Below are 25,083 nucleotides of genomic sequence, written 5' to 3' on the forward strand. Positions count from 1 at the left end.
CCTCTTTTCATTTTTTTATTTTCTTTTAGTTCCAGCGCGAACTAAGAAGATAGCTGATAGTAAAGATATAAGGACAAAAACGGTCGCAATCGTCATTTGCAATTGATAGCTTGCAATTAAATCAGAGACGCCAGCACTCAAGGCTACAACAATCGATAAGCCAACTGAGCCACCAATTTGGTGAACCATGTTAACAACACCAGCAGCTGCGCCAGCTTCTTCTGCCGAAGTATGAGCAATTCCTGCTGCAGTTAGAGGACTTAAAGTAAAGCCTTGACCAATCCCTAAAATCACCATCGGAATTGCAATCCCAAACCAATAACCAATTTCACCATTAAATAAAGCCAAGCTTCCCAAACCAATTGCGGTTGTAATCAAACCAATAATCATTAGCTTGGTGTTGTCCCAAAGCTTCGTTAAGCGAGGTACTTGTAGAGCTGAAATAAAAATAGCGACGGTCACTGGGAAAAAGGCAACACCGGTTAGTAGTGGTGAATAACCAAAATAATTTTGCATCATTTGTGGCGTTAAAAACCAAAGAGTCAACATGGAGCCAAGAAAAGTAAAGCGGGAAATATAAGCGCCCAACCGTTCTTTATTTTTAAATAGACTCAACGGCATAATTGGTGCTGCTGTTTTTGCCTCGTGATAGATGAAGAAACCAAGAAAGAGTACAGCAATGATGAACGAAATTAAGTTGTACGCTTCGCCAACAATACTATACACCAAAGCAATCATCCCAATCACTGAAACAATGTAACCAAGAAAATCAATTTTTCCTTTTTCCGTTTCTCTTTCATGAATAAACTTGGCGGATAAAATAAACATCAAGATACTGACGGGCACATTAATGAAGAAACCATCTCGCCAAGTAAATAAACTTGCTAGCATCCCGCCGATAATTAGACCAAAGGCAGTCCCAATTCCAGCCATTGAACCATAAGCAACAACAGCTTTTGTTCTGGCTTCTCCCTGATAGTTATCCATAAGAATCGCCAAGGTAGTTGGGGCTAAGATTGCTGAACCAATACCTTGAAAAGCACGAGCGGTGATGATAACACCGGCATTTCCTGCTAGACCAACAAAGAGTGAACCTAATGCAAAAATTACCAAACCGATTTGATACATCCGTTTTCTGCCGAAGATATCACCGGCACGTCCACCGAATAAAAGCATGCCACCAAAAGTAAGCGAGTAAGCATTGCTGACCCAAGATAATTGCATTTGATTCAAACCTAAATCTTCGGCAATTTTCACGGTTCCAGTAAAAATAATTGAATTGTCTAACAAAATCATAAAGTAACTTAATAAAATAATTGGTAGCACCATGTCGATGCTTTTGGTTTTTGTTTGTTGCATTGTGTTTTTCCTCCTAATCACGATCACAAAATAGACTATAAGGTATGGAGCGCACTTCATAGCAAGAGAAACACTTCAAATTTCTCTCTTTTTTCAAATCTATTTTTTATTCATTTAGTTCATCACTTCAGATGAACGTACGTTACCAACCTTACGTCACCCTTTTGGAAGGTGAATGAGTAGAAATAACGAGTTTTTTTAATAGCTATTACTAAAACTTTCTAGTAGTTAATTCTTGTATAAGACAAGGAAATCAGTTGTACTTGATTGCCTTTGTTTGAGTATACTTCTGTTACAACAAAGGGATTTACAACTTCATTTCCGTTGACAATTGCTGTCAGTTTTATTTTGTTCAGCAAAATGCTAACATCATCAAAGGAATGCTGCGTTTGTTCTTCAAAAACAATCTCTTTTAAAATAATACCTTTTGACTCGATTATCTCAATTTCACCATCTCTTGATAGGGTTACGCCCATGTGCACGAAAACTGCATCAGGATGGACGTATTTTTTCAAGTCTTTCTGGTTGCTGTCTTTTAATGCTTGCCAAATAAGTTGTGATACTTCTTGCACTTGTTCCATAATAAGCCTCTTTTCTTTTTTATTGAAAAATCCAACTATTTATCAAAATTTATTCTTTTCGCATCTCTGCTAGTGGTCACTTTGCCTAGATACTTCATGAAAAATCTTCTCGCAACATGTTTAATCACTGTTTCGATTCCTGGTATCGCATCATCTGGTGCAGTTCCTTGAACAATCAAAATGAGTTTAGCTCCATTTAAAGGAGCCTCCTTTGAAGAAATATCGATATCCATGGTATCTGACAAACGGTCGATAAATGTTTTTAAGTAGCCGGTCATATCTGACCAATAAACCGGTGTGCTAATCACTAATTGATTGACGCCGCTTAATTTATCAATGACATCAAAATATTGATCGCCTTTAAAATTTTGACCAATTTGGTTAATTTGATAGTCAATCAAATTAATTGTTTCAAAGGATTGTTTGCCAAAAACTTCTTTGGCCAAGTCAGCGCCATGGCCAGCTTTATTCATACTGGCATTTAAAAAAATATTTTTCATTGTTCTTGCTCCTCTCAACAAACGAACTTTATAAGCCCACTCTTTTCGCTAACTCTGGTGTATATCGATGGCCAATAATTTGAATTTCATCAGCTGCTTTCGTCAATGCAGCGATTTCTTCATGGGTAAGCTGTAAATTAGCAGCACCCATATTTTCTTTTACACGATGAATTTTTGTTGTACCAGGAATTGGGACAATCCATGGTTTTTGCGCTAACAACCAAGCCAAAGCAATTTGAGCTGGTGTCGCTTCTTTATCTTTAGCAAACTCTTTGATGACATCAACCAATTTTTGATTGGCGGCCATTGCCTCTTTTTGAAACCGGGGTAAAGCCCCGCGACTATCTCCACTCTCGAATTCTTTGTCGGCTGAAATAGTTCCAGTTAAAAAGCCTTTGCCCAGCGGACTAAAAGGAACAAAACCAATGTTTAGTTCTTCTAATACGGGCAATAGTTCAATTTCTGGTTCTCTGGTCCACAAGGAATATTCACTTTCAACTGCCGTCAACGGCTCCACTGCATGAGCTTTTCTAATAGTATTGACACCAGCCTCAGAAAGTCCCCAGTGTTTAATTTTTCCAGCTTTTATTAATTTTTGCATCGTAAAAGCGATATCTTCAATCGGCGTATTGGGATCAACTCGATGCAAATAGTACAAGTCAATCGCTTCAAGCCCTAATCGCTTTAACGAATCTTCAACAGATTTTACTAGCTCTTCAGGCCGACCATCTACGACTTGTTTACCATCCACGACTTTAATCCCGCCTTTTGTGGCAATCGTAACTTGCTTTTTATACGGTGCTAAAGCTTCACCAAGTAATTCTTCATTTACGTAAGGACCGTAGACCTCAGCAGTGTCAAAAAAATGTTCCCCTAATTCCACCGCTTCCTGCAAGACTTTAACCATTTCTTTTGGATCAGGCGTTTTACCATAACCAAAACTCATGCTCATCGTGCCTAAACCAATTTCACTGACCTTTAAATCATTTCCTAATACTCGTTCTTTCATTTGAACGCACCTCCATGATGTTTTTAAGATAAACTATGGAGTTCGCTCCATAGCAAGAATTTTGTTTCAAAAGTGCAGATTTCAAAAAATTTTCAGCGGCTTAAACTGAACAAGAACTAATACCCATTCTTTTTTGATAGTCATTTGCCAAAGTAGTCTCAAATTGCTGCAGCAATCCTTGACTGTCTTCAATTTTATGATTTAAATCAGTGACCATGGTATTCAATTCAAAAATCTTTTCCTCTAAAGTTTGTTTTTGTTGAAATAAAATAGCTTTTCTTTCTTGAGAAGTTTGCGATTCCCCTTGCAACAAAAGATTCACATACTCAATACTCGAATCAATCGACACGCCGGCTTCACGGATTTTTTTTGCGAAAAAAAGCCAATCTAAATCATTCTCCGAAAAAATTCGATAGCCCTTTTCGTCCCTAGTAATTGGTGGTACCAATCCTGTTTTTTCGTAATAGCGAATAGTTTCTGCAGAAATTCCGATTTTTTCTCCGGCGGTTGTGATATTCATAATGGTTCTTCCTTTCTTGGATGGTCAGCTGATTTGTTTCAAAGTAATTTATTGTAGATTTTATTTTTTAGACCTGCCATGCTAAGCTCGCAAAATCTTCATCTCATTGAAGGATTTTGCAATATCAACAGTCAGATGATTAATAATTTTGAAGCCCGTTTCTAAATAACTGATTTGGGTCATATCCTCTTCACTCAGTTCAAAATCAAAGACGTCAAAGTTTTCCTGCATTCTTTGAACATCTGCTGACTTGGGAATGACGACGATTTCTTGTTGTATTTGCCAGCGTAGAATGACTTGGGCAACTGTCTTTTGATGCTTTTCAGCAATTGGCATCAAGATTTCATTATGAAAAATATTGCAATTACCTTCAGCAAATGGGGCCCAGCCTTCAACTTGCACTCCATATTCTTTATTCACCTCTAAAGCTCGACGTTGTTGGCGAAACGGATGAATTTCAATCTGATTGATTGCTGGTTTTATTTCATTATTTAGTATTAAATCCACCAACCGATCTTCACTAAAGTTGCTGACACCAATCGCCCGAATCTTACCAGCTTTATATAATTCCTCCATCGCGCGCCATGAACCGTAATAATCACCAAAGGGAACGTGAATTAAAAATAAATCAATATAATCTAACCCTAATTTGTCTAGGGAAGTCTGAAAGGCTTTTTTTGTGGCCTCATACCCGATATCTTCAATCCAGACCTTGGTGGTAACAAAAATTTCTGCTCTAGGAATTTTACTTTTTCTAATTGCTCTGCCAACCGCTTCCTCATTCAGATAGGTTGATGCTGTATCGATTAACCGGTAACCCGCTTTTAAGGCTTCACTAACAATTTTTTCACTTTCAGCTAAATCTGGAATTTGATAAACTCCAAATCCTAATTGCGGCATCTTCACACCATTATTTAACGTGACATATTTCATTGTCTGTCATTCCTTTCACGACAACTTTCTATAGCAGTAGCTTAACACCATATCCTTTGTCTTAGAATTTGAAAAATGTTAAGATAGGTATTAACGTAAAGTTAATACAGGAGGTCGTTATGTACAATCATCTTCTTGACACCTTTATTGCTGTTGTTGAAAACGGCAGTTTTACTAAAGCTGCCGAAACGTTATTTATCTCGGCACCGGCAATTATGAAACAGATGAATTTATTAGAAGAACAATTGGGCCTGACGCTGATTGAACGCACTCCTCAAGGGATTTCCTTAACAAAATCAGGAAAATTCATTTATCAGGATGCCAAAAAAATAATTGATTTTTCTAATGAGGCGATTGAACGGGCCGACGATTCTGAAGAGGAAGAGACTTGGCGCATCAAAATCGGCTCTTCGTTACTCAATCCCAGCCAACAAATTGCTGGCTTATTAAATGCAGTCAGAAGACGTGAACCGCGTTTTTCCTTTGAAATCATTCCATTTGATGATGACCATGAGAGCATTATTTCTGTTTTAAATAGTATTGGTACAGACTACGATTTGATCCCCGGCTCCTTTACCTCGGGAAAAATTAGTCAAGTGGCAACCTATGTTGAATTAGAAAAAATGAAATTTACACTGGCAGTTCCTACCAAACATCCCCTCGCTAGAAAAGAAGTCTTAGAACTTTCCGACTTAATAGGAGAAACTATTATTTCTGGCGATACCGCACCCAATCGACCCGTAGGAATTTTACAAAATGATTTGGCTAAAAACTATCCGGGAATCAAGCAAGAAATCATTTATGAATTTTACGATATAACGATTTTTAACCGCTACGACAATTCTGATAAATTACTTTTGTCGTTACCTCAGTGGCAATACATTCAGCCGAACTATGTTACGCTGCCGGTTAATTGGAAATATGAAACCAGCTTTGGTCTGCTTCGTCCAGTGAAACCAAATAAAGCTGTTAAAAAGTTTTTGGAGTATGTCGCTGAAATTCAAGCAGATGAAACCACTCGAATTAGTTTTCATTAAAAAAGAGACAGTGTTAGCTTTTTTCGCTAACGCTGTCTCTTTTAACTATTTGAAAAACTAATCTATATAAAATATTTAGGGGAATTCATATTTGGCTCATTCTACTAACTGTTTCTTTCCCAGAATGAAACTGCATTGTCTAACCAACCTTCAGCCACTGTCCCCTGACCAAGACCAAAACCATGGTTTAATCCGTCAAAAACTTCCACTTCTGTATCTGCACCTTGAGAAGCTATTCGACTGATATAGTTTTCGACAGTCCGATAATTGGCGATGCCGTCATTTGTGCCAACATTTGCATAGGTTGGTGGCTCATTGCCAGTTATTTGCGAGAGCCCTGTATACTGCATGACAACTGCTGCCGGACGCGGATAAGAGTCTTCCCCGTAACTTTCTGTTCCATTTGAGCCAAGCCAGGCTGACATTCTCGCTCCGGCAGAACCGCCCCACAAAGAATAATCTGTTACATCGACTGCTAAGTCTTCAGCATTTTCATGGATAAAGACAATCGCTCTTGCTAAATCTTCAGAAGCGGTTTGTGCTCCGGGACGATAAATCAAAGCGAAGGCATTGTATCCTTGACGAGATAATTCTAATGCATGGGGAAAACTGTCGTGCATCGCTGCAACGTAGGAAAAACCACCGCCTGCATTTAATACAGCAACTTTTTCATTTGGATTGCCTCTAAAGAAAAAAATCCCGGTATTGTTTTTAGCAGGATCTTGCTGTTTTTCTTCATCAGAATAGATATCAAAAAAAATTTTTTCACCCTTTGCCGCTTGCTCGTATAAATAATTCGTAATTTCCACCGTCTTATCAGCATTTACATTATTGTACCAAGTTAAAATTGTTCCAACGTCTCTTAATTGCAATGTATCACTGATTTGGCGGTCGGCTGGGAAAATAAGGCGACCATAGTCAGCGAAGGTCGAATCATTCATCACATCCTGCACCCGTGTATCTAAATTGTACGGTGGAACAATAGTTGGAGCACTACTACTGGTCGTGGACATTTCGATTGACTCAGAAGTTTCTTCTACAACTGTTGAACTAGTGGCATGGCTTGAACTACTAGTTGAATTGGCGCTGCTATTTTCTGTAGTTTGTGAGCAGCCTGCTAGAATAACCATCGCCAAAAACATTGCTAAAGTTGACGCAATATGTCGTCTTCTCCATTTTATTTTCATCTAAAATCTCCTTCCAATAAAGCTTTCACCTGATAATCATCTAACAACCGCTAGACAGTATGTGTATATAATTTTCCTTCACAAAAAAACAGAACAGCCGAATTTTAAAATAGAAAAAGTCATGAATACCGCTGATCTATTCATAACTTTTACCTCTTGTTTTACAAATACTTTAGCTGATTAATCATGGTCTTCAGGTACAAAATACAGCCATTCTTTTTCCATTTTTTCAAGGGGAACCTCGAAAAATCTTTGTCCACGGTCAAGCTCGTTGATTTTTGTCATTTCACTGTCAGTTAATGCAAAATCAAATATATCAATATTTTCTTTCAAGTGCGCTTCACTCGTCGTACGAGGAAAAATAATAAATCCCTTTTGAATATGCCAGCGCAAAATGACTTGTGCATTGGTTTTATTGTATTTTTTTGCTAATTCAGAAAAAATCGGTTCATTTAACAAATCTTCATCGGCATGACCTAGTGGATACCAGCTTTCAATTTTGGTACCAAAATTTTTTATTCTGGCAATCAGCTGATCTTGTGGATAATAAGGATGGCATTCCACTTGATTAACTGCAGGATAAATAGTGGCCACTTCCAAAAGCTCTTCCAAACGATCCGATTCAAAATTGCTAATGCCAATTGTTTTAATTTTACCGGCGGTGACCGCTTTTTCTAAATCCTTCCATGCGCCGATAAAATCGCCAAATTGTTGATGCAACAACACCATATCAATTGCACCAATGTTTAGTCTATTCAACATCTTATCAATGGCTTTTTCAGTTTTGCCTTCACCGTACTCACTTGGCCAAAGCTTGCTTGTTACCCAAATTTCTTCTCTAGGAATACCGCTTTCTTTGACGGCTGCTCCCACGCCACGCTCGTTTCCGTAACCATGAGCCGTGTCAATATGTCGATAACCGAGGTTCAATGCATTTAGCACGACGCTTTTGGTTAATTCATCCCCTTCAATTTGATAAACACCTATACCGAATTGGGGAATTTCTGCCCCATTATTTAATGTGACTGTCGGGATTGTCATAATTTTTTGTTCTCCTTTTAAAATAATTTGTTAGTGGTCATTTATTTGAATGGCGACTTTAAATAAAAAAAGTAATTTTTAGCATTTATAAAATTTATTACCATCCATAAGCTTCTGGTGCCGCTCCACCGGGTCCAGGGAAAATTTCATCGAGCCTATTTAATGTAGCTTCTGATAACACTATTTCCGTTGCACGAACTGCTTCTTCTAATTGTTCTACTGTTCGAGGACCAATAATCGGAGCTGTGACAGCTGGATTAGCCAACAGCCAAGCCAAGGCAATATTTGATTCGCTTTCTCCTAGTGCTTGACACAGCTCTCGATAATCTACCAGTTGGTGTTTTTCAATCTCAGATAATTTTGCGATGCTTTCAGCTCGTCTACCAGTTTTAATGGCTGGGTTCAACACATCATTAGCTAAAAGTCCCCGTTGCAAAGGACTCCACACAACCACGCCGACACCCAATTCTTTAGCAGCTGGTAATAATTCCAACTCTGGCAATCTACTTAAAAGATTATACCTGTGTTGCTCACTAACTAAGCCGAGAAAATTTCTTTTGTCAGCAGCTGCTTTGGCATAAGCCAAATGACGAGCGCCGAAGTTACTTGAACCTGCATAATAAATTTTGCCACTGGCAATCATAGTTTCAAAGGCACCATAAATTTCATCCCAATTAATTTTGGGATCAATGTGGTGCATTTGATACAATTCCACATGATCTGTTTGCAATCTCTTTAAAGAAGCATCTAGACTGCGATAAAGTTTGTATGCTGATAAACCAGCTGCATCATTTGGGCCATCTAATTCATTGTCCATATCTAAATAAAATTTTGTAGCTAAGACAACTTTTTCTCTACGGCCTTCACCTTTAGCAAACCAGCGGCCAATGATTTCCTCTGACCAACCTTTATGTCCTTTAGGATTAATTTCCATGCCATAAATATTAGCCGTATCAAAAAAATTAATTCCTAATTCTAAGGCCCGGTCCATAATGGCAAAGGATTCTTCTTCGGTATTCTGTGCACCAAAATTCATCGTTCCCAACACTAAACGACTAACCTTTAAGCCAGTGTTACCTAATCTTGTGTATTCCATTTTTATCTCCACTCAAATTCAAACTTTATTCAACTATTTTATTACTGATTGCCATTCACCCAGGCAACTACATCGGCTTGGTTGTCTAATAAATTTTCGTCTTCAATACTAAAACTTTCCGCGATGGTTGCATCTGGAGCTAGTTCTGCAATTCGACTCAATGTATCGCCTTCACCATACCCAGCATTTGTTGAAAATGGATAAATTGTTTTTCCACTTAAATCAGCTCCATATTCTTGTAAAAAAGAAACCATTGGATTAGAAAGTGTCATGGACCACGTTTGATAGCCGAGATAAACAGTGTCATATTGCGCTAAATCAGGAATATCAGTATTGATTTCAGGATAGTCCTCATCTTCTCTTTCTTGATTGGCTCTGTCGACAGACTCGTCGTAATCGGCCGGATATGGTTCAGTAATGGTTAATTCCAACATATCCGCATTGTTTTCATTATGAATCATACGAGCTAAATTCTCGCTATTTCCACTTCTGGAAAAGTAAATAATGATATTATTAGCATCTGGTGTTAGTATTCTAGTTGCCTCTTCGGTAGCATTCGTATCTTCTCCATCTGAGGCGGCTCCTCGACCGTATTCAGTGTCTTCTAAAACCAAAGAGTCGGGAGTTCCACCAGCTGAATTTTGTTGATTATTTGTCGAGCTTTGATTGGTTGCCTCTGAATTAGCATTACCTGTTGCAGCGCTGTCTTGATTATTCGTTTGACAGCCAGCTAAAACTAATGCTAAGCCTGCCGCCATCATTGCGATTTTTTTCTTCATTTAAAAATACCTTCCATTTCTTTATTGATATTGTGAAGACTAACCCCTGAAGTGAACTACAGAGCAAGCCTGAAGTTGCAAATTCTATAAACAATTCAAATTTTGAAGTTTCAACTTCTCTTTGATATTGCATTGAAGTTTTTTTCTTGTGGGTTCAAAAAGAAATTTTATACTCCTTAATTTTTACTTGTTCACTTTAATATTTTCATCAAAGGCTTCTTTTAAAAACAATCATAGGTGGCAGCTAGTTGCCACAATTTTTTTAATCTTTGGTATAAGTTCATCAGACATTTCTCCTTTTTTTGAATCTACATTTTTCTTTTGGCATCTTGTGCAAATCAATTAGTTTTTTTAATCAGTAGTAGATGGGGGATTGTGATTCAGATAATTGCCATGTATCTGCTTGTTTTACAAAAATATCTGTATTATAAAATTGCCAATGACTTTCATAACCAAGAAAGTCAGCGGTCATAACCGACTGATAGTGGGCTACCGCCTGTTGATTATTGACTTCAATTGTTACATTATGAATTTTAATAGTTTTATAAGCCATTAAGCCTTGTTCAATCAGCTGAAACCAAGTATCTCGCTTCAAAGAAACACCGATTAAATCCTAAATAAGGTAATTTCTATTGAACAGGGTGCTTAGAGTTGCAAAATCGTTTTTGACTATCGCTTCATTTTTTAAATCAAAAATAGTTTTCATTTCACTAGTTGTCACGCTGCCACTCTCCATTTAAAATCAAATAATTTACCATCACATAATCTTTAGTTACTGACCGTCTTTTTAACTAGAAACATTTTCTTTCGTGAGAAGAGAATAACGTTTGGAGTGAACTTTAATGCAAGAATAAATAATCGACAATTTAGATTTTCTTAATATTTTAGCTAAATAACATCTTTTTTTTAAAGAAAATAAAGCACTGATTGTTCTTTGAAATCCTCATTTGGCATTTCGTCTTAACAAGATTATTCTTCAAAATGAAGACTCATATACTCGCAGGGAAAATACTGCTGAATAACCGCAACAAATTGCTGTCAAAAATTATTTCCTGTTTTTTTCAATTTCCCTCTTGACTTAGAGTCCACTTCAACAGGTAAACTATATTTAATCGGAACAAGAAAGAAGGAATTAGATGAAATCAGCAATTTTTGAAAAAGCTGGATTAGTAAGTGTTGAAGAAGTAGAAAAACCAAGTTTGCAAGCAACTGATGATGTTATCATCAAAATTGTTCGTGCCTGTGTCTGTGGCTCTGACTTGTGGTCTTATGCTCACGGCGATAATAAAGAAGCCCATTCTGTAAATGATGGCCATGAAGCATTGGGGATTGTCGAAGAAATTGGCTCAGATATTACCACTGTTAAACCAGGAGATTTTGTCATCGTGCCATTTACCCATGGCTGTGGTGAATGTGACGCTTGTCGTGCCGGTTTTGATGGAACTTGTGACCGTCATAAAGGGGCAACAAACTGGTCTAATGGTTTCCAATCTGAATATGTTAACTTCCATTATGGAAACTGGGCTTTAGTAAAAGTTCCCGGCCAACCATCAGATTATACTGAAGGCATGATAAAATCATTGTTAACTTTGGCTGACGTTATGCCAACTGGTTACCATGCTGCCCGCTGCGCCCATGTTGAACGAGGCGATAAAGTCGTTGTTATTGGTGACGGTGCTGTCGGTCAATGTGCTGTGATTGCTGCCAAAATGCATGGCGCTTCACAAATTATTTTGATGAGTCGCCACAAAGATCGTCAAGAAATGGCCCTACAATCTGGAGCAACTGCTGTTGTCGCCGAACGTGGTGAAGAAGGCATTGCCAAAGTTCGGGAAATTCTCGGCGGCGGCGCTGATGCTGCGTTAGAATGTGTTGGAACTGAAGCTGCAATTGAACAAGCTTTAGGTGTCCTGCATAATGGCGGTCGCATCGGTTATGTCGGTGTACCTCATTATAATAATCGTTCAATTGGCTCAACCTTTGCCCAAAACATTTCGATTGCCGGCGGCTCAGCTTCTGTGACGACCTATGACAAAGAAGTTTTATTAAAGGCAGTTCTTGAAGGCGATATTAATCCTGGTCGGGTCTTCACCCAAACTTATGCGTTGGATGATATTAACCAAGCCTATGAAGATATGCAAGAACGCAAAACAATCAAGTCAATGGTCGTTGTTGATAGCAGTTTTACTGACTAAACTTTGGATAGAAAAAATTACTTGAACTTTCTTTTTAAAGTGTTTTAATTAGAAATTTGTATTAAAATCTATCAAGATGCCACAACGAAAAATAAACCGTAAAAGAGAACGAGCGTTAGCTTTTTCTCTTTTGCGGTTATTTTTTGTAGATTGACTGCAATAAAAAGAGCCACAACCAGCACCATGCTTGAAGCTGTGCTGGTTGTGTACCTTTTTCATTTTTCGCCATTAATTGCGATACATTTTGAATTCTAAAAATAAATCATTGTAAATTTCCAAATACTCTGAGCCTAAATCTTCATAAACTTCAAGATGGGACAAGGTATCATCATCTGGATAAAATTGCTTGTCACCGGAAATTTCTGTCGGTAGCATCGCTTCAGCTACCGAATTTGGGGTCGCATAGCCGATGTATTCAGCATTTTGAGCGGCGTTTTCTGGTTCTAACATGAAATTGATAAAATCATAGGCGCCTTGTTCGTTGCGAACTGTTTTAGGAATCACGATATTATCGAACCAAAGATTTGAGCCTTCTTCGGGAATAACATAATGGAGATGTTCATTCTCAGAAAGCATTTCAGCGGCTTCTCCAGAAAAAGTTACCGCAACGGCGCTCTCTTCATTGATCATATACATTTTAATTTCATCGGCGACAATCGCTTTGACGTTGCCGGTCAAGGTGTTTAATTTAGCAGCGGCTTCATTTAGCTGACTCATCTCTTTACTATTTAAAGAGTAGCCCAAACTATTCAAACCGAGCCCCATCACTTCTCTGGCACCATCAATCAGCATAACATTATTTTTTAAAGCGGGATTCCACAAGTCGTCCCAGTGCTGAATATCTTCTGCGTTGACCATTTTATCATTGTAAATAATCCCTAATGTTCCCCAGAAATAAGGAATTGAATAGTTATTGCCTGGATCAAAGCTTTGATCTAAAAAGCGAGGAGCAATGTTTTCCAAGCCAACGATTTGACTCAAATCTAATTTTGTCAGCAGGTCTTCGCTCATCATACGTTGAATCATATATTCACTAGGGATGGCGATATCATAGCCAGTACCCCCTTGTTGAATTTTAGTCAGCATAGCTTCGTTTGAATCAAAGGTTTCATAATTGACTTGATAGCCGTATTCCTCTTCAAATTTAGTCAGCAACTCAGGGTCGATATAATCCCCCCAATTATAAATTGTCACCACATCGGCACCGGCCATTCCGCTGGAGCGCTGCAGCTGATTAATTCCTAAAAGTAAAACAGCAATCACCGCAATAATTCCAATGACTAAAGAATATAATTTTCTCATTAGAAATCAGTCACCTCCTGTTGTCGTCGATTGCGACGAACTTTTTTCGAGGTATTGTCCTTACTGATAAAATAATAGCCTAAGACTAAAATCATCGAGAAGATAAAGACTAATGTGCTTAGAGCATTAATTTCTAGGCTGATGCCTTGGCGAGCCCGGGAATAAATTTCCACAGAAAGGGTGGTAAAACCGTTGCCGGTTACAAAGAAAGTTACCGCAAAATCGTCTAAAGAATACGTGAAGGCCATAAAATAGCCAGCGATAATGCCCGGTGTTAAAAAGGGTAGAATAATATTTTTGACGACTTGAAAATTATTCGCTCCTAAATCGCGGGCGGCATCAATCATCGAGTCATTCATTTCCTGTAATTTTGGCAGAACCATCAGCACAACAATTGGAATACTAAAGGCAATATGTGACAGCAGAACGCTTAAAAAACCTAGACTAAAGCCACTGAAAAGCGTGCCGATAAAAGTGAAAAAAATCAAAAAACTAGCGCCGATAATAACATCCGGAGAAACCAGTAAAATATTATTAAAGCTCAACAAGGTGTTTCTTTGGCGCCGTTTTTTTGTGTAATAAATCCCCATTGCGCCAAACGTTCCGATAGCGGTCGCAATCAAAGCGGATAAAAAGGCCAGCATGAAGGTTTCCAGCACAATGATTAATAAACGCGTGTCAGCAAAAACTGCCGCATAATTGTCCCAAGTAAAACCAGTGAAGCCATTCATACTGCCGCCATCATTAAAGGAATAAAAAATCAGATAAAAAATCGGTGCATACAACACGAGAAAAACGATGGCGATATACAAATTGGACCAACGAAATTTCTTTTTCATTTAAACTCGCCTCCTCGTTTTTTCTTTTCACCGGTGAGGGCCATCACACCAAACATGGCGATAATTAAAATCACGCCAATCGTACTCCCCATACCCCAGTTTTGCGTTACTAAAAAATGTTCCTCAATTGCCGTACCTAAAGTGATAACTCGATTGCCACCGATTAAACGGGTCAACATGAACAAGGAAAGTGACGGGATAAAGACTGCTTGAACACCACTTTTCACTCCATTTAAAGATAGCGGAAAAATTACCCGCCGGAAGGTTTCAACTCCATTTGCTCCTAAGTCACGACTAGCAGCAATTAAGCTAGGATTAATTTCTTCTAACGCATTAAAAATCGGCATAATCATAAAAGGCAGCTCAATATAGGCCGCTACAAAAAGAAAGCTAAAATCTGTAAATAAAATCTGCTCTGGTCCAATGCCAAACACGCTCAAAAAATTATTGACCGAGCCATGCAAACTGAAAATACCAATAAAGGCATAGGCCTTCAATAATAAATTGACCCACGTCGGTAAAATAACTAGCATCAACCACAGCTGGCGATGTTTTAATTTTGTTAAAAAGTAAGCCATGGGATAACTGACCAATAAAGTGAATAAGGTTATTAAAAAAGCGTACCAAATTGAATTCAATGTCATCAATAAATAAGTCGAAGAAGTAAAATAGCGCTGATAATTTGCTAAAGTAAAGGCACCATTAGTATCAAAAAAAGATTGGTAGACAATCAAGAGTACCGGGGCAATTACAAAAAACAACAGCCAGATATAATAAGGAATCGAATAAAAACGTTTCATACTAGTCATCTTGCTGCCTCCTACTCTTCATAGCTTTCTAAGCGGGCATCGAAGTCTTCTTCAGATTCATTAAAGCGCATCACATGGATGTCTTCTGGCTCAAAGGAAAGACCAATTTTACTACCCTCTTTGGCTTTTCTCGTTGAATGCACCATCCACTCGTTGCCCTGCTCGTCATAACAAATAATTTCATAATGGACGCCTCGGAATAATTGGGTATCAACTTCCACCATCAGTTTACCCATCTCTGGTGTTGTTAAAGATAAATCCTCTGGTCGAATCACAATCTCCACCGGTTCGTTTTTCCGCATACCGCCATCGACACATTCAAAGCGTTTGCCGACAAATTCCACTAAATAATCCTCAATCATCGTGCCATTGACAATATTGCTTTCACCAACGAAATCGGCGACAAAATGATTAATCGGCTCATCATAAATATCCACCGGTGTTCCGCTTTGCACAATTTCACCTTTGTTCATAACAAAAATTTCATCACTCATCGCCAAAGCTTCCTCTTGGTCATGGGTCACAAAAATAAAGGTAATGCCTAAGCGCTGTTGTAATTCCCGCAATTCATACTGCATGTCTGTCCGCAATTTTAAATCTAAAGCAGACAAAGGCTCATCCAATAATAAAACTTTCGGTTCGTTGACAATCGCCCGGGCAATCGCCACCCGCTGCCGTTGTCCGCCAGACATCTCAGAGATTTCACGATTTTCATATCCCGCCAGCTGTACCATTTTCAAGGCGTCATTAACCTTTTGGGTAATTTGGTTTTTAGACAATTTTTTTATTTTTAAACCAAAAGCGACATTTTCAAAAACATTCATATGGGGAAACAAAGCGTAATCTTGAAAGACCGTGTTGACCGGTCGCTTATTGGCCGGGATATCATTGATTCGCTGGCCTTCAAAAAGAACATCGCCACTAGTCGCTTCAGTAAAGCCGGCAATAATTCGCAAAATCGTGGTCTTGCCGCAGCCGGAAGGTCCTAGCAGCGTGTAAAATTTGCCTTCTTCAATTTCAAAATTGATATTTTTTAAAACTTTTTCATCCTCGTAACTCTTAACAATCTCGTTAAAGGTAATAATTGTCCCCACGATTGCGCCCCCTAAATTTATTTTTTCTTATAAATATGATTCCGTCGCCACAATTAAAATACGACTTTTACCGCGGCTGTGATTTAAAACTTGATGACTTTCAGTCGCCTCGTAATACAGCGACTCACCTTTTTTTGCGAAATAACGAGTTTCTCCTAGCCGTAGTTCAATCGAGCCTTGCAGGACATAGATAAAACTCTCAGAAAGTGATGGTGGAAATTGTTTATACTCGCCGCTTTCTTGAAAAGTCACTAAGACCGGCTCCATTTCCTTTTCATTGGAGTCGGGAATCGGCCATTCCAGTTCATAGCCGTTTTCTTCATCGAAGTATTTCGTGGCCTCTTCTTTTTTATAATGGACTTTGCGCCCCGCCGTTTCCTCTTTAAAAAATTCCTCCGGCGTGACCCCTAGCACTTCTAAAATTGAAAAAAAAGTTTCCATCGAAGGCGAGCTTAAGTCCCGTTCTAATTGAGAAATATAGCCCTTGGTGAGATCTGTTCGCTCCCCAAGTTCCTCTAACGTTAAATTTTTTTGGACCCGTAAATTGCGAATTTTTTCGCCAATCTGCATTTTTTTCCTCCAAAAACCAAAAAAGTTTTCTAATACTAAACTTTCAGTTTACTTTTAGTCCCTATAACAGTATACGAATTTTTGCCAAAAAAACAAGGACTTTGTTAAACTTTTTTTGAAGTGTTTAGTTTATTTACTGCAAAAATGAAATTCTAAATATTTAGAGAAACTAAGCTAAAACGAAGAAGAAGCCTACAAAATTATGTTACAATTAAAAAAAATATCCACAGGCTGTTATTTAGGCTTTTTCTAGTGAAGCTGACCGAACAAATTACTTTTTAAAGTAGCATTTCTACTGAATGCTAGCATAATTTTTTTATTTTGCGGCTTTAAATGGAAACGTTTGGCTAGTTGGAATTAGATTGACTGATGTAACAGTCGCCAATAATTAAAAAATAAAAGGAGTTTTTGAAATGAAACACTACGAAGCTTTAACGGTCAAAGATGAACCAGTTTTTACTCTAGAAAAAGAAACGTTGTCAACTGAAAACTTGCCGACCGGCGATGTCACCTTTAAAGTTGAATATTCTGGCGTAAATTACAAAGATGCCTTAGCCAGCATTGAAAAAGGCGGCGTTATCCGTCAATACCCGATGGTACCGGGCATTGATGCCAGCGGCGTTGTTTTAGATAGCCAAGACCCCGACTTCAAAATGGGACAAGAAATTATTGTCACTAGCTACGGCTTTGGTGTCAGCCATCCCGGTGGTTACAGCCAAATTCAAAAGGTGCCCGCTGAGTGGGTCGTGCCTTTACCTGAAGGCTTAACTTTAAAAGATGCTATGAAATTTGGGACAGCCGGCTTCACTGCAGCTTTAGCAGTTCAAGGAATCGAAGAAGCTGGTGCGAAAAAAGACAGCCGCATTTTAATTACTGGGGCTAGTGGTGGTGTCGGTAGTATTGCGATTGCTATGTTAAAAAAATTAGGCTTTGAGCATGTAATTGCTGTTTCCCGCAAAGACTCTGCTAAAAATTGGTTAACTGACTTAGGCGCAACTGAAATTGTCACGCCAGACAGCCTAATCCCTGAAAAACCAAAAGCTTTGAACAAACAAAATTTTGATTTCGTGATTGACACAGTCGGCGGCGCTTTAGCTAGCACCTTAATTCCGCAAATTCAATATGACGGAGCAATGGCTTTATGTGGTAACGCTAGCGGCATCAAGTTAGATACAACTGTCCTGCCTTTTATTTTACGAGGCGTAAAACTTTTAGGTATTGACTCTGTTAATACCCCAATGGCAAAACGGCAACAGATTTGGCAACGCCTGGCAACTGATTTAAATGTAGCCGATGTTTTGAAAGTCAATGAACTTGCCTTTGATGAACTGCCTGCGACTTTTGAAGCACTTTTAGGCGGCACCCATGAAGGCCGCAGTGTTGTCAAAATCGCGGTGGACTAACATGAGAATCTTAATCACCGGCGGCGGCACCACCGAGCCGATTGATCAAGTCCGTTCTATTACCAATCAGTCAACCGGCCGCTTAGGACAAACGATTGTCACTCAAATTTTGGCAAAAACCGATTGGCAAGTGGATTATATCACCACGCCAACGGCTTTACAGGCACAAAAAAATCCCCGCTTGGAAACCTTTTGGATTTCCGACACAGCGGGTTTACTAAAAATGCTAACGGATTTAATGAGCAAAAATCACTATGATGCCGTGATTCACAGTATGGCGGTCAGTGATTTCACCGGTGAGGCGGCCTTTTCACAGGCCGCCTTAATCGAAAAAATGTTAACAGAAAAACCTGAGCTGACAACAGCTGGTCTGGAACAATTCTTTGATAGCTTGAGTCAGACACCGTCAACAGAAACTAAAATTTCTTCTGATACCCAGCGATTAATTTTAACGTTACAAAAAACGCCGAAGGTTATTGCGGAAATAAAAAGGATTCAACCTGAAACAATTTTAATCGGCTTTAAATTATTAGTTGCAGTACCGCCAGCAGAATTAGTGGCGGTGGCTGCAGCCTCTTTAAAGAAAAATCATGCAGACTTTATTCTAGCCAATGACTTGACGGAAATTTCCGGTGATCAACACCACGGCTACCTCTTAGCAAAAGACGGCAGCGTGACAGAAGCTTTTACCAAACCAGAAATTGCCGACTTATTGATGGCAAAAATTTTAGAAACGAGGCAGGCAAAATGAAAACAGTTCTTTTAGGAGTTTCCGGCAGCATCAGCGCCTTTAAAGCAGCCGAAATCACCAATGAATTAACAAAACTTGGTTTTCAAGTGGATGTGATGATGACCAAGAGTGCCCAAGAATTTATTACGCCTTTAACCATCCAATCTCTCTCTCATCGCCGGGTGCATACGGATGTGATGGTGGAACCAGATCCGGCTTTAATTAATCATATCGAGCTTGCAAAACGGGCCGACTTATTTTTAATTGCGCCGGCATCAGCAAATATTATCGGTAAATTAGCAAACGGAATCGCTGATGATTTGCTTTCAACAACGGCTCTAGCTATCAAGTCAGAAGTACCGAAATTAATTGCGCCTGCCATGAATACATATATGTATCAAAATCCTGCCATGCAGCGGAACTTAACCATCTTAAAAACGGACGGCTATCAAGAAATTGATCCGCGAGAAGCCCTCTTAGCCTGCGGTGATTTTGGTCGGGGCGCCTTGGCAACTACAAAGGATATTGTTGACCAAGTGTTAAAAAATTTAGGCACACCGGTTTAGGGGAAGGATTAAAAAATGAAACGCGACACACAAAAATTTGTTTTAACAGCGATGTTTTTAGCCATCATGATTTTATTGGCGGTGACACCATTAGGCTATATTAATCTAGGCTTTATGAATGCGACGACGATGCACATTCCGGTTATTATCGGGTCGATTATTCTTGGGCCGAAAATCGGCGGTGCTCTCGGCGGTGTCTTTGGTATCACCAGTATTATCCGCAACACCGTGATTCCAAATCCATTATCCTTTGCCTTTACGCCCTTTATTCCTTTATACGGGAGTGAACATGGTAGCCTGCTGTCCCTAATCGTTTCGATTTTGCCCCGCATTTTAATTGGTGTTGTCCCCTATTTTGTCTTTAAAGCTCTTAACAAGCACTTAAAGGGGAAAAAGCAGCCGCTAACTTTAGGAATTGCGGGCGTTGCCGGCTCCTTGGTCAATACGATTTTAGTTATGAACTTCATTTATTTCCTTTTCCAACAGCCTTATTCAGAATTGATGGGTGAAGCTGGCACTGCTTTATATGGCGTCATCCTTGGCGTAATTTTTGCCAATGGAATTCCTGAAGCGATTGTTGCCGGAATTGCAACAGCCGCTGTGACCGCTGTTTTGTTTAGAGTGGTGCGGAATCCTGAATTTTAGGTGGCTGGGAACAGATAGACCAAACTTCAGTGGTAAAGAAACAGATAAAACATTTCTTTCAAATTAAAAAAAATCCTGTAATAGAAGTTCAATCTAGAACTTTCATTACAGGATTTTTATCTACAGTCTTTTCTAATTTGTAAGTATTTCTTTTTTTACCAACAGAGTTTTCTTCTTAGCTTTTCGCATAACGGCTGCAAAAACAATCGCTGTTAGTACATAAAGAACAAAAGGTATCATAAACGTAGCAATGACGATTCCCAAATTACTTCTAGCTGTTTGACTTTGATTAGCAACATAACCAAAAATACTTAAGATAAAACCAGGAACTGCTCCCCCAACTGCCATAGCAAACTTCATAATTAATGAATTTAAGGAAGCAATGAGTCCGGCTGTCTGAATACCTAATTCTTGATGAATCAAATCAACATTTTCAGCGGATATACTATATTGAATAGTGTTGATTAAACCTAAACCAAACTGAACAACTAAGTACATCAAATAAAACATCAACAAATTGTGATTCAATACAATTACTGCCAATAAAATCAAGCCATTCATAAGTAAAGCTATGGTGTAAACTTTTTGTTTACCATATATTTTGGCTAATTTGGGAACCAGACTTCCAGCAATTACTGCACCTAACATGCCTATCAAGCTAGCTAAACTAAAAACTCGCTCGTCACCTAAAATATAGGTGACATAATACAAGATAGAACCACTAAATATATTGTTCGCTGCTGTTACAAGTAGCATTGACAAAAACAAAGTAAAGACTGACGGAATTTTAATAATTTTCACCATATCAGAAAAACTATATTTTGTTTTTCCTTCTTGTTTCTCTCCATCTTTGGCGCTGTCAAAATCTGATTTCTCTTTGACACTCATCGCTCCTACGATTGTAAAGAACAAAACGGTGATGACGGTGCCAGTAATCAAAACAATATACCCTTGCAATTTACTAGCAAAACCAGCAATTGTTAGCGGCGCTATAATATTTAACAACGTAGGCCCAACTGTATACGAGACTCCCTTAATCGAAGATAAAATGTTTCTTTGATTGTCTTCTTTGGCAAGAACAGGAATAAGACTATTCAAGGGAATATCCATCATATCAAAGGTGACTCCCAGCAATAAATAAGAAACAGCGATTACTAAAACTTTTGCTTGTGGGATTAAAAGTGGTGCAAACCACACTAATAAGTAATTTATACAACAGATTATTGTACCTAGAATTAAAATAGGTCGGTATTTGCCAAACTTAGTCTTAGGAAAACGGTCAATTAGAAATCCCATAATTGGGTCGGTTAAGCCATCCATTAACCTAGAAACTAAAAATAAAGTCGCAACTGTTGCCGGGCTAATCCCGACAACATCTGTATAAAAGATTAGCAAATAAGTATTGAGTAGCGTCATAACTGGTATATTTCCTAAATTTACTAGGGCAAAACCAGCTTTTTCTTTCAATGTCATGCTATCAGCTCCTTTATAATACGACTTGGGCTTGCAACAATTTTAAAGGTTCGTTCTGAGTTAAAGTATAGTTTTGTTGATTAAACACTACAGTCCCGCCATCTCTTGTAGCAAAGATGACAATCTCATCACCTTTTTTCTCAATTGTCACTTGCCCGTTCTTTACAGGTAACGTGAAAGAAACCTCATCGAATTCGGTCAAATTAGGCACTACTTCAAAAGATTCATAACCTGGGCTAGTTGGTTTTAGTCCTGCAAAATGGCGTCCAAGCAAGTAAATCGGACTCGCCCCCCATGCGTGGCACAAGCTTTTACCAAATGGATCTCCATACATCTCATATGCATCATCCCCAAGCTCATTTGGATTAAATTCTTCCCAAAAAGTAACAGCTCCTCTTTTCAGCATGCCTCCCCAATACTCTTGAATAATAGTAAAAACGGTTTTAGTTTCTCCCAGTTTACATAGCGCATCTTGCTCAAAAAATTTAAAATAGGGCGTTGTAATCTGTGTGATATCATCATTTAATAAAACATTATTTAGTACACTGGCTTCTTCTTTTTCTGAAAGAAAATCAAACAATACTGCAAAGATATTTGCGTGACGAGTCACATGACGGTTTCCAGATTCATAAGAATCAATAAATGAACCCAGCTCGGCATCCCAGAAATATTCCATCAGATTTTTTTTCAGCTTATCAAAAGCTTCTTCGTAGTGGCTGACTTTTTTTCCTAAAATAGCACCGCAATGAGCCATTGATTGATAAGCTTTTAACAGCAGGACTTGTTCAGCCGCAAGTGTCCCTTCTTTATCCATTTCAGACCAATCAATGAAAATCCAATCCTTTTCTCGCCCATAAATAAAGCCCAATTCATTCGTCTGCTTTTCAAGGTAATTCATCATGGTTAACATTTTTTCGTAGACTTGTGCTAAAAATTCCTCATCACCAGTCATCATGTAGTGATTTTCAATTCCAATCAACCATAAAATAGAGTAGTCAACAATGGTGTTCATATGTTGTTTTATTTCATTTTGTCCCCTTAATGCTAGCATAGTCCGCTTGTTGATATCCTCATCAAAAAATAAATATTGATTGATTAAATAAGATTGATACGCATCCCCAGACCAAATCCAGCGGTCTCGCTTAATACCATCAATAAAAAATAAATCGCTACAGAGTTTAAATGTCTCCTCAGACACTTGCCAAATTTTATTGACTAAAGAGCTATTGGACGCAAACTGCGCCCTTTTGTTGATAGGTAAGTATTGGTGCATAGCTATAATATCGACATTTTCTGGGACAACTTCAGGAATAAATAGATAGCGAAAAGCTCTTTTTCTTGGCACTGTTGTTTCAATTGCTTTATTTTCTTTGTAATAACACATATCAACATCCAAAGCTTCCGCTTCAGACTCACCATAACAGATAGTAACTGGTGCTTTACTTACCAATTTAGTGAAACGATGAGTTCCAAAGACTGCTCGACCAAAATCAAAGAGCGTTCCACCCTTAACCTCTGTCTTTTCTTGCCAGTCACAATCCATTTCCGTATATACAATCTCATTTGGATTTTGGTTTTGAGAGTAAAACATTTCGCTCCAACCAGCTGGCAATTCTTGGATAAAACTGCTAGCTTGCCAGCCAGCATCACTCTTTACAACTTCCCCTTCTATATAAATCGTCGGCAATTCATTGAGATTACCGATAAATACCCGGATTTTATTCTTTCCAGCAGGACAAATCAGTTTTGTTTCTAAAGGAAATTTTTCCCCATTAATTTCAACATAACCAATTCCAATCCCGTGGACAATAAATTCAGTACGTTCCTTCAAGTCATAATATCTTTTAAATTTCACATTTCTATGACAATCATCTTGATACCAGTAAGCAGGCCAGTCAAAGCCGCGTTCCTCCCTCGAAAAGTTTTGCAATAATCCTTGTCGTATTTCAAAATCTCCTGGATACCATAACCATCTCGCCTGTGTTTTTTCCATTCTTATCACCTCTACAATTCTTCTGCTAAATGTGTTGTCGCTATTTTATTTTTACGCTGTAAAACCATCATAATTCCACCCGCTATGGCTGCTATTAACACAATAGCCGCAAAGCCAAACATTGAATATTGAATATTTTCTGGTGCTACTAGATAGGGGGTAATAAAGGCAAATAACCCACAGCAAATCCGAGAAAATCCATTAATAAAACCTTGTAATGAAGCCCTTGTTTCTGTTGGAAAAGATTCTTGTGTCCAAACTTTATAAATGGCTTCACCAGCCATTGGATTGCCAAAATTATAAAAGGCAATTGTAATTGCTAAGGCGATAAATCCAGCACTGCCACCAATTAGAGCCATTCCCAGCATCGCTAAAAATTGAACCGCTGCTCCGATAAAGAAAGCTTTATTTCGATACTTGCCACCAGACACTGAGGCAAAGATAATTGTCGTAATTAAAGAAATGACATTTAGTAAAATTCCTAACCCAGTCGCCTGAGTCTGAGTTGCCCCAGCGTTTGTTAAAGCGTATGTTTGAAATTGTCCCCAAGTATTAGCTAATAGATTCCAACAGACATAAAAAATTAAGATAGCAAAGAAAAATCCAAGATAGCGATTGCTTTTACTGAACAGAACTTCTTTAACCGATTGTTTCGGACTGTCTTTAGTTACATTTTTGCTTGGCGCAGGATACCTTCTTCATGAAAAGCTTTGAATTTTTTTGAGGTTGTCCGCCAAATCCAAGTGATGGGAGAAAAAACTGTCAATATTGCAAAAACAATCCGAGCTCCTAAAACGCCTTCAATTCCAGACAATAAAAATGAACAAATATATGAAATAAAAATCCCAACCTGCCAGAAAATCTGGGTTGAAGAAACTAACCGTGCAGACACTTGTTCATTTGGCGCATCATGGGAAACAACTGTTAAACTAATCGGCAAATCGGCTCCTGATGCAATCCCCATCACCGTTACTCCGATAAGTAACATAGTAAAACTGTTCGAAAAGACACAACAGCCTGCACCAATGGCGTAAAAAAGATTTAACCAATTAAATGATTTGAATAAACCAAACATTTTAGAAATTTTACCAGCAAATAACGAACCAAAAGCAATAGCAAAAGTTAAGACTCCAGAAATAATACCAACCTGGCCAGCTGACAAATCAAGACCTCTTTGCCAAACGGGAATTGTGGCAGATAAGCCAACAATAACTCCTGATCCCAGCATGGAACCTATCCCAGCAGCAGTTGATAGTGGTGCATATTTTTTATAAAGCTTTGTTGAGTTTTCCATTTCGTGAACCCCTTCTTTCTTTGTTGACCTTATATTAACCGTTTTCATCATTTGCGACAATTTCAAAAGTTTAGTAAAATAATATCAAATCTACAGGTTATTCTTAAAAATAAATGAAAATAAGTGAA

General features: G+C 38.4%; 24 protein-coding genes and 1 pseudogene. 6 read left to right on the plus strand and 19 right to left on the minus strand.

The features are described 5' to 3' along the window. Positions 1 to 15: 15 nt before the first annotated feature. The 6 genes from ORH16_RS00520 to ORH16_RS00545 form a co-directional block, all read right to left on the minus strand. Positions 16 to 1,359, minus strand: coding sequence for an MFS transporter (locus tag ORH16_RS00520; protein ID WP_265455265.1), 1,344 nt, complete (start codon positions 1,357 to 1,359; stop codon positions 16 to 18). A 221-nt stretch (positions 1,360 to 1,580) separates the two neighbouring features. Further along, complete coding sequence (locus ORH16_RS00525) at positions 1,581 to 1,940, minus strand: nuclear transport factor 2 family protein (RefSeq protein WP_265455267.1); 360 nt, start codon at positions 1,938 to 1,940, stop codon at positions 1,581 to 1,583. Between the two features lie 35 nt (positions 1,941 to 1,975). Then, positions 1,976 to 2,440 (minus strand): NAD(P)H-dependent oxidoreductase, encoded by a 465-nt coding sequence (locus ORH16_RS00530; RefSeq protein ID WP_265455268.1) that lies wholly within the window; start codon positions 2,438 to 2,440, stop codon positions 1,976 to 1,978. Positions 2,441 to 2,468: 28 nt separating this feature from the next. Further along, a complete protein-coding gene (locus ORH16_RS00535; RefSeq protein ID WP_265455269.1) occupies positions 2,469 to 3,449 on the minus strand; it encodes an aldo/keto reductase in 981 nt (326 codons plus the stop codon). A gap of 100 nt (positions 3,450 to 3,549) precedes the next feature. Then, positions 3,550 to 3,969, minus strand: coding sequence for a MerR family transcriptional regulator (locus ORH16_RS00540; protein ID WP_265455271.1), 420 nt, complete (start codon positions 3,967 to 3,969; stop codon positions 3,550 to 3,552). 81 nt (positions 3,970 to 4,050) lie between these two features. Continuing rightward, positions 4,051 to 4,902, minus strand: a complete 852-nt coding sequence (locus ORH16_RS00545) for an aldo/keto reductase (protein ID WP_265455273.1) — start codon at positions 4,900 to 4,902, stop codon at positions 4,051 to 4,053. Between the two features lie 119 nt (positions 4,903 to 5,021). On the opposite strand from ORH16_RS00545, the gene ORH16_RS00550 reads away from it, so the two are divergent. After that, a complete protein-coding gene (locus tag ORH16_RS00550; protein ID WP_265455274.1) occupies positions 5,022 to 5,939 on the plus strand; it encodes a LysR family transcriptional regulator in 918 nt (305 codons plus the stop codon). 104 nt (positions 5,940 to 6,043) lie between these two features. Here the strand turns inward: ORH16_RS00550 and ORH16_RS00555 are convergent, their stop codons facing one another. The 5 genes from ORH16_RS00555 to ORH16_RS00575 form a co-directional block, all read right to left on the minus strand. Further along, entirely contained in the window at positions 6,044 to 7,126 is a 1,083-nt protein-coding gene (locus ORH16_RS00555) for an alpha/beta hydrolase (protein ID WP_265455276.1), read from the minus strand. 180 nt (positions 7,127 to 7,306) lie between these two features. Then, positions 7,307 to 8,167: an aldo/keto reductase gene (locus tag ORH16_RS00560; RefSeq protein ID WP_265455277.1), complete on the minus strand. Its 861-nt coding sequence runs from the start codon at positions 8,165 to 8,167 to the stop codon at positions 7,307 to 7,309. Positions 8,168 to 8,264: 97 nt separating this feature from the next. Next, positions 8,265 to 9,263, minus strand: coding sequence for an aldo/keto reductase (locus ORH16_RS00565; RefSeq protein WP_265455278.1), 999 nt, complete (start codon positions 9,261 to 9,263; stop codon positions 8,265 to 8,267). Positions 9,264 to 9,304: 41 nt separating this feature from the next. Further along, positions 9,305 to 10,042: a flavodoxin gene (locus ORH16_RS00570; RefSeq protein ID WP_265455280.1), complete on the minus strand. Its 738-nt coding sequence runs from the start codon at positions 10,040 to 10,042 to the stop codon at positions 9,305 to 9,307. Between the two features lie 355 nt (positions 10,043 to 10,397). Beyond that, positions 10,398 to 10,637: a nuclear transport factor 2 family protein gene (locus ORH16_RS00575; RefSeq protein ID WP_265455282.1), complete on the minus strand. Its 240-nt coding sequence runs from the start codon at positions 10,635 to 10,637 to the stop codon at positions 10,398 to 10,400. Positions 10,638 to 11,178: 541 nt separating this feature from the next. On the opposite strand from ORH16_RS00575, the gene ORH16_RS00580 reads away from it, so the two are divergent. Continuing rightward, positions 11,179 to 12,237, plus strand: coding sequence for a zinc-binding dehydrogenase (locus tag ORH16_RS00580; RefSeq protein ID WP_265455284.1), 1,059 nt, complete (start codon positions 11,179 to 11,181; stop codon positions 12,235 to 12,237). A 228-nt stretch (positions 12,238 to 12,465) separates the two neighbouring features. On the opposite strand, the gene ORH16_RS00585 is transcribed toward ORH16_RS00580, so the two are convergent. From ORH16_RS00585 to ORH16_RS00605, 5 genes are read right to left on the minus strand one after another with little or no spacing between them, the layout of a single operon-like run. Beyond that, complete coding sequence (locus ORH16_RS00585) at positions 12,466 to 13,539, minus strand: ABC transporter substrate-binding protein (RefSeq protein ID WP_265455286.1); 1,074 nt, start codon at positions 13,537 to 13,539, stop codon at positions 12,466 to 12,468. Next, positions 13,539 to 14,378: an ABC transporter permease gene (locus ORH16_RS00590; protein WP_265455288.1), complete on the minus strand. Its 840-nt coding sequence runs from the start codon at positions 14,376 to 14,378 to the stop codon at positions 13,539 to 13,541. The genes ORH16_RS00585 and ORH16_RS00590 overlap by 1 nt, the downstream gene beginning before the upstream one ends. Continuing rightward, positions 14,375 to 15,187 (minus strand): ABC transporter permease, encoded by an 813-nt coding sequence (locus ORH16_RS00595; protein WP_265455290.1) that lies wholly within the window; start codon positions 15,185 to 15,187, stop codon positions 14,375 to 14,377. The genes ORH16_RS00590 and ORH16_RS00595 overlap by 4 nt, the downstream gene beginning before the upstream one ends. Positions 15,188 to 15,198: 11 nt before the next feature. Then, on the minus strand, positions 15,199 to 16,284 hold the full coding sequence (locus tag ORH16_RS00600; protein WP_265456642.1) for an ABC transporter ATP-binding protein: 1,086 nt from the start codon (positions 16,282 to 16,284) through the stop codon (positions 15,199 to 15,201). Between the two features lie 24 nt (positions 16,285 to 16,308). Beyond that, positions 16,309 to 16,851 carry a helix-turn-helix domain-containing protein gene (locus tag ORH16_RS00605; RefSeq protein WP_265455291.1) on the minus strand — a complete coding sequence of 181 codons (543 nt, stop codon included), beginning with the start codon at positions 16,849 to 16,851 and terminating at the stop codon, positions 16,309 to 16,311. 413 nt (positions 16,852 to 17,264) lie between these two features. Between ORH16_RS00605 and ORH16_RS00610 the strand changes: the two genes are divergently transcribed. From ORH16_RS00610 to ORH16_RS00625, 4 genes are read left to right on the plus strand one after another with little or no spacing between them, the layout of a single operon-like run. After that, positions 17,265 to 18,254 (plus strand): YhdH/YhfP family quinone oxidoreductase, encoded by a 990-nt coding sequence (locus ORH16_RS00610; protein ID WP_265455293.1) that lies wholly within the window; start codon positions 17,265 to 17,267, stop codon positions 18,252 to 18,254. Between the two features lies 1 nt (position 18,255). Beyond that, positions 18,256 to 19,005, plus strand: coding sequence for a phosphopantothenate--cysteine ligase (gene coaB, locus ORH16_RS00615; RefSeq protein ID WP_265455295.1), 750 nt, complete (start codon positions 18,256 to 18,258; stop codon positions 19,003 to 19,005). Beyond that, positions 19,002 to 19,550 (plus strand): phosphopantothenoylcysteine decarboxylase, encoded by a 549-nt coding sequence (gene coaC, locus ORH16_RS00620; RefSeq protein WP_265455297.1) that lies wholly within the window; start codon positions 19,002 to 19,004, stop codon positions 19,548 to 19,550. Before coaB ends, coaC begins: the two co-directional genes overlap by 4 nt. Before the next feature lie 15 nt (positions 19,551 to 19,565). After that, a complete protein-coding gene (locus ORH16_RS00625) occupies positions 19,566 to 20,195 on the plus strand; it encodes an ECF transporter S component (RefSeq protein ID WP_265455299.1) in 630 nt (209 codons plus the stop codon). Positions 20,196 to 20,327: 132 nt separating this feature from the next. On the opposite strand, the gene ORH16_RS00630 is transcribed toward ORH16_RS00625, so the two are convergent. The 3 genes and pseudogenes from ORH16_RS00630 to ORH16_RS00640 form a co-directional block, all read right to left on the minus strand. Further along, positions 20,328 to 21,668: an MFS transporter gene (locus ORH16_RS00630; RefSeq protein ID WP_265455301.1), complete on the minus strand. Its 1,341-nt coding sequence runs from the start codon at positions 21,666 to 21,668 to the stop codon at positions 20,328 to 20,330. A 13-nt stretch (positions 21,669 to 21,681) separates the two neighbouring features. Beyond that, positions 21,682 to 23,667 (minus strand): amylo-alpha-1,6-glucosidase, encoded by a 1,986-nt coding sequence (locus ORH16_RS00635; protein WP_265456644.1) that lies wholly within the window; start codon positions 23,665 to 23,667, stop codon positions 21,682 to 21,684. Positions 23,668 to 23,672: 5 nt separating this feature from the next. After that, a pseudogene (locus ORH16_RS00640) lies at positions 23,673 to 24,955 on the minus strand (MFS transporter). Positions 24,956 to 25,083 lie beyond the last annotated feature (128 nt).

Origin of the sequence: Enterococcus sp. HY326 (assembly GCF_026157065.1) — a bacterium.
Taxonomy (GTDB): Bacteria; Bacillota; Bacilli; order Lactobacillales; family Enterococcaceae; genus HY326.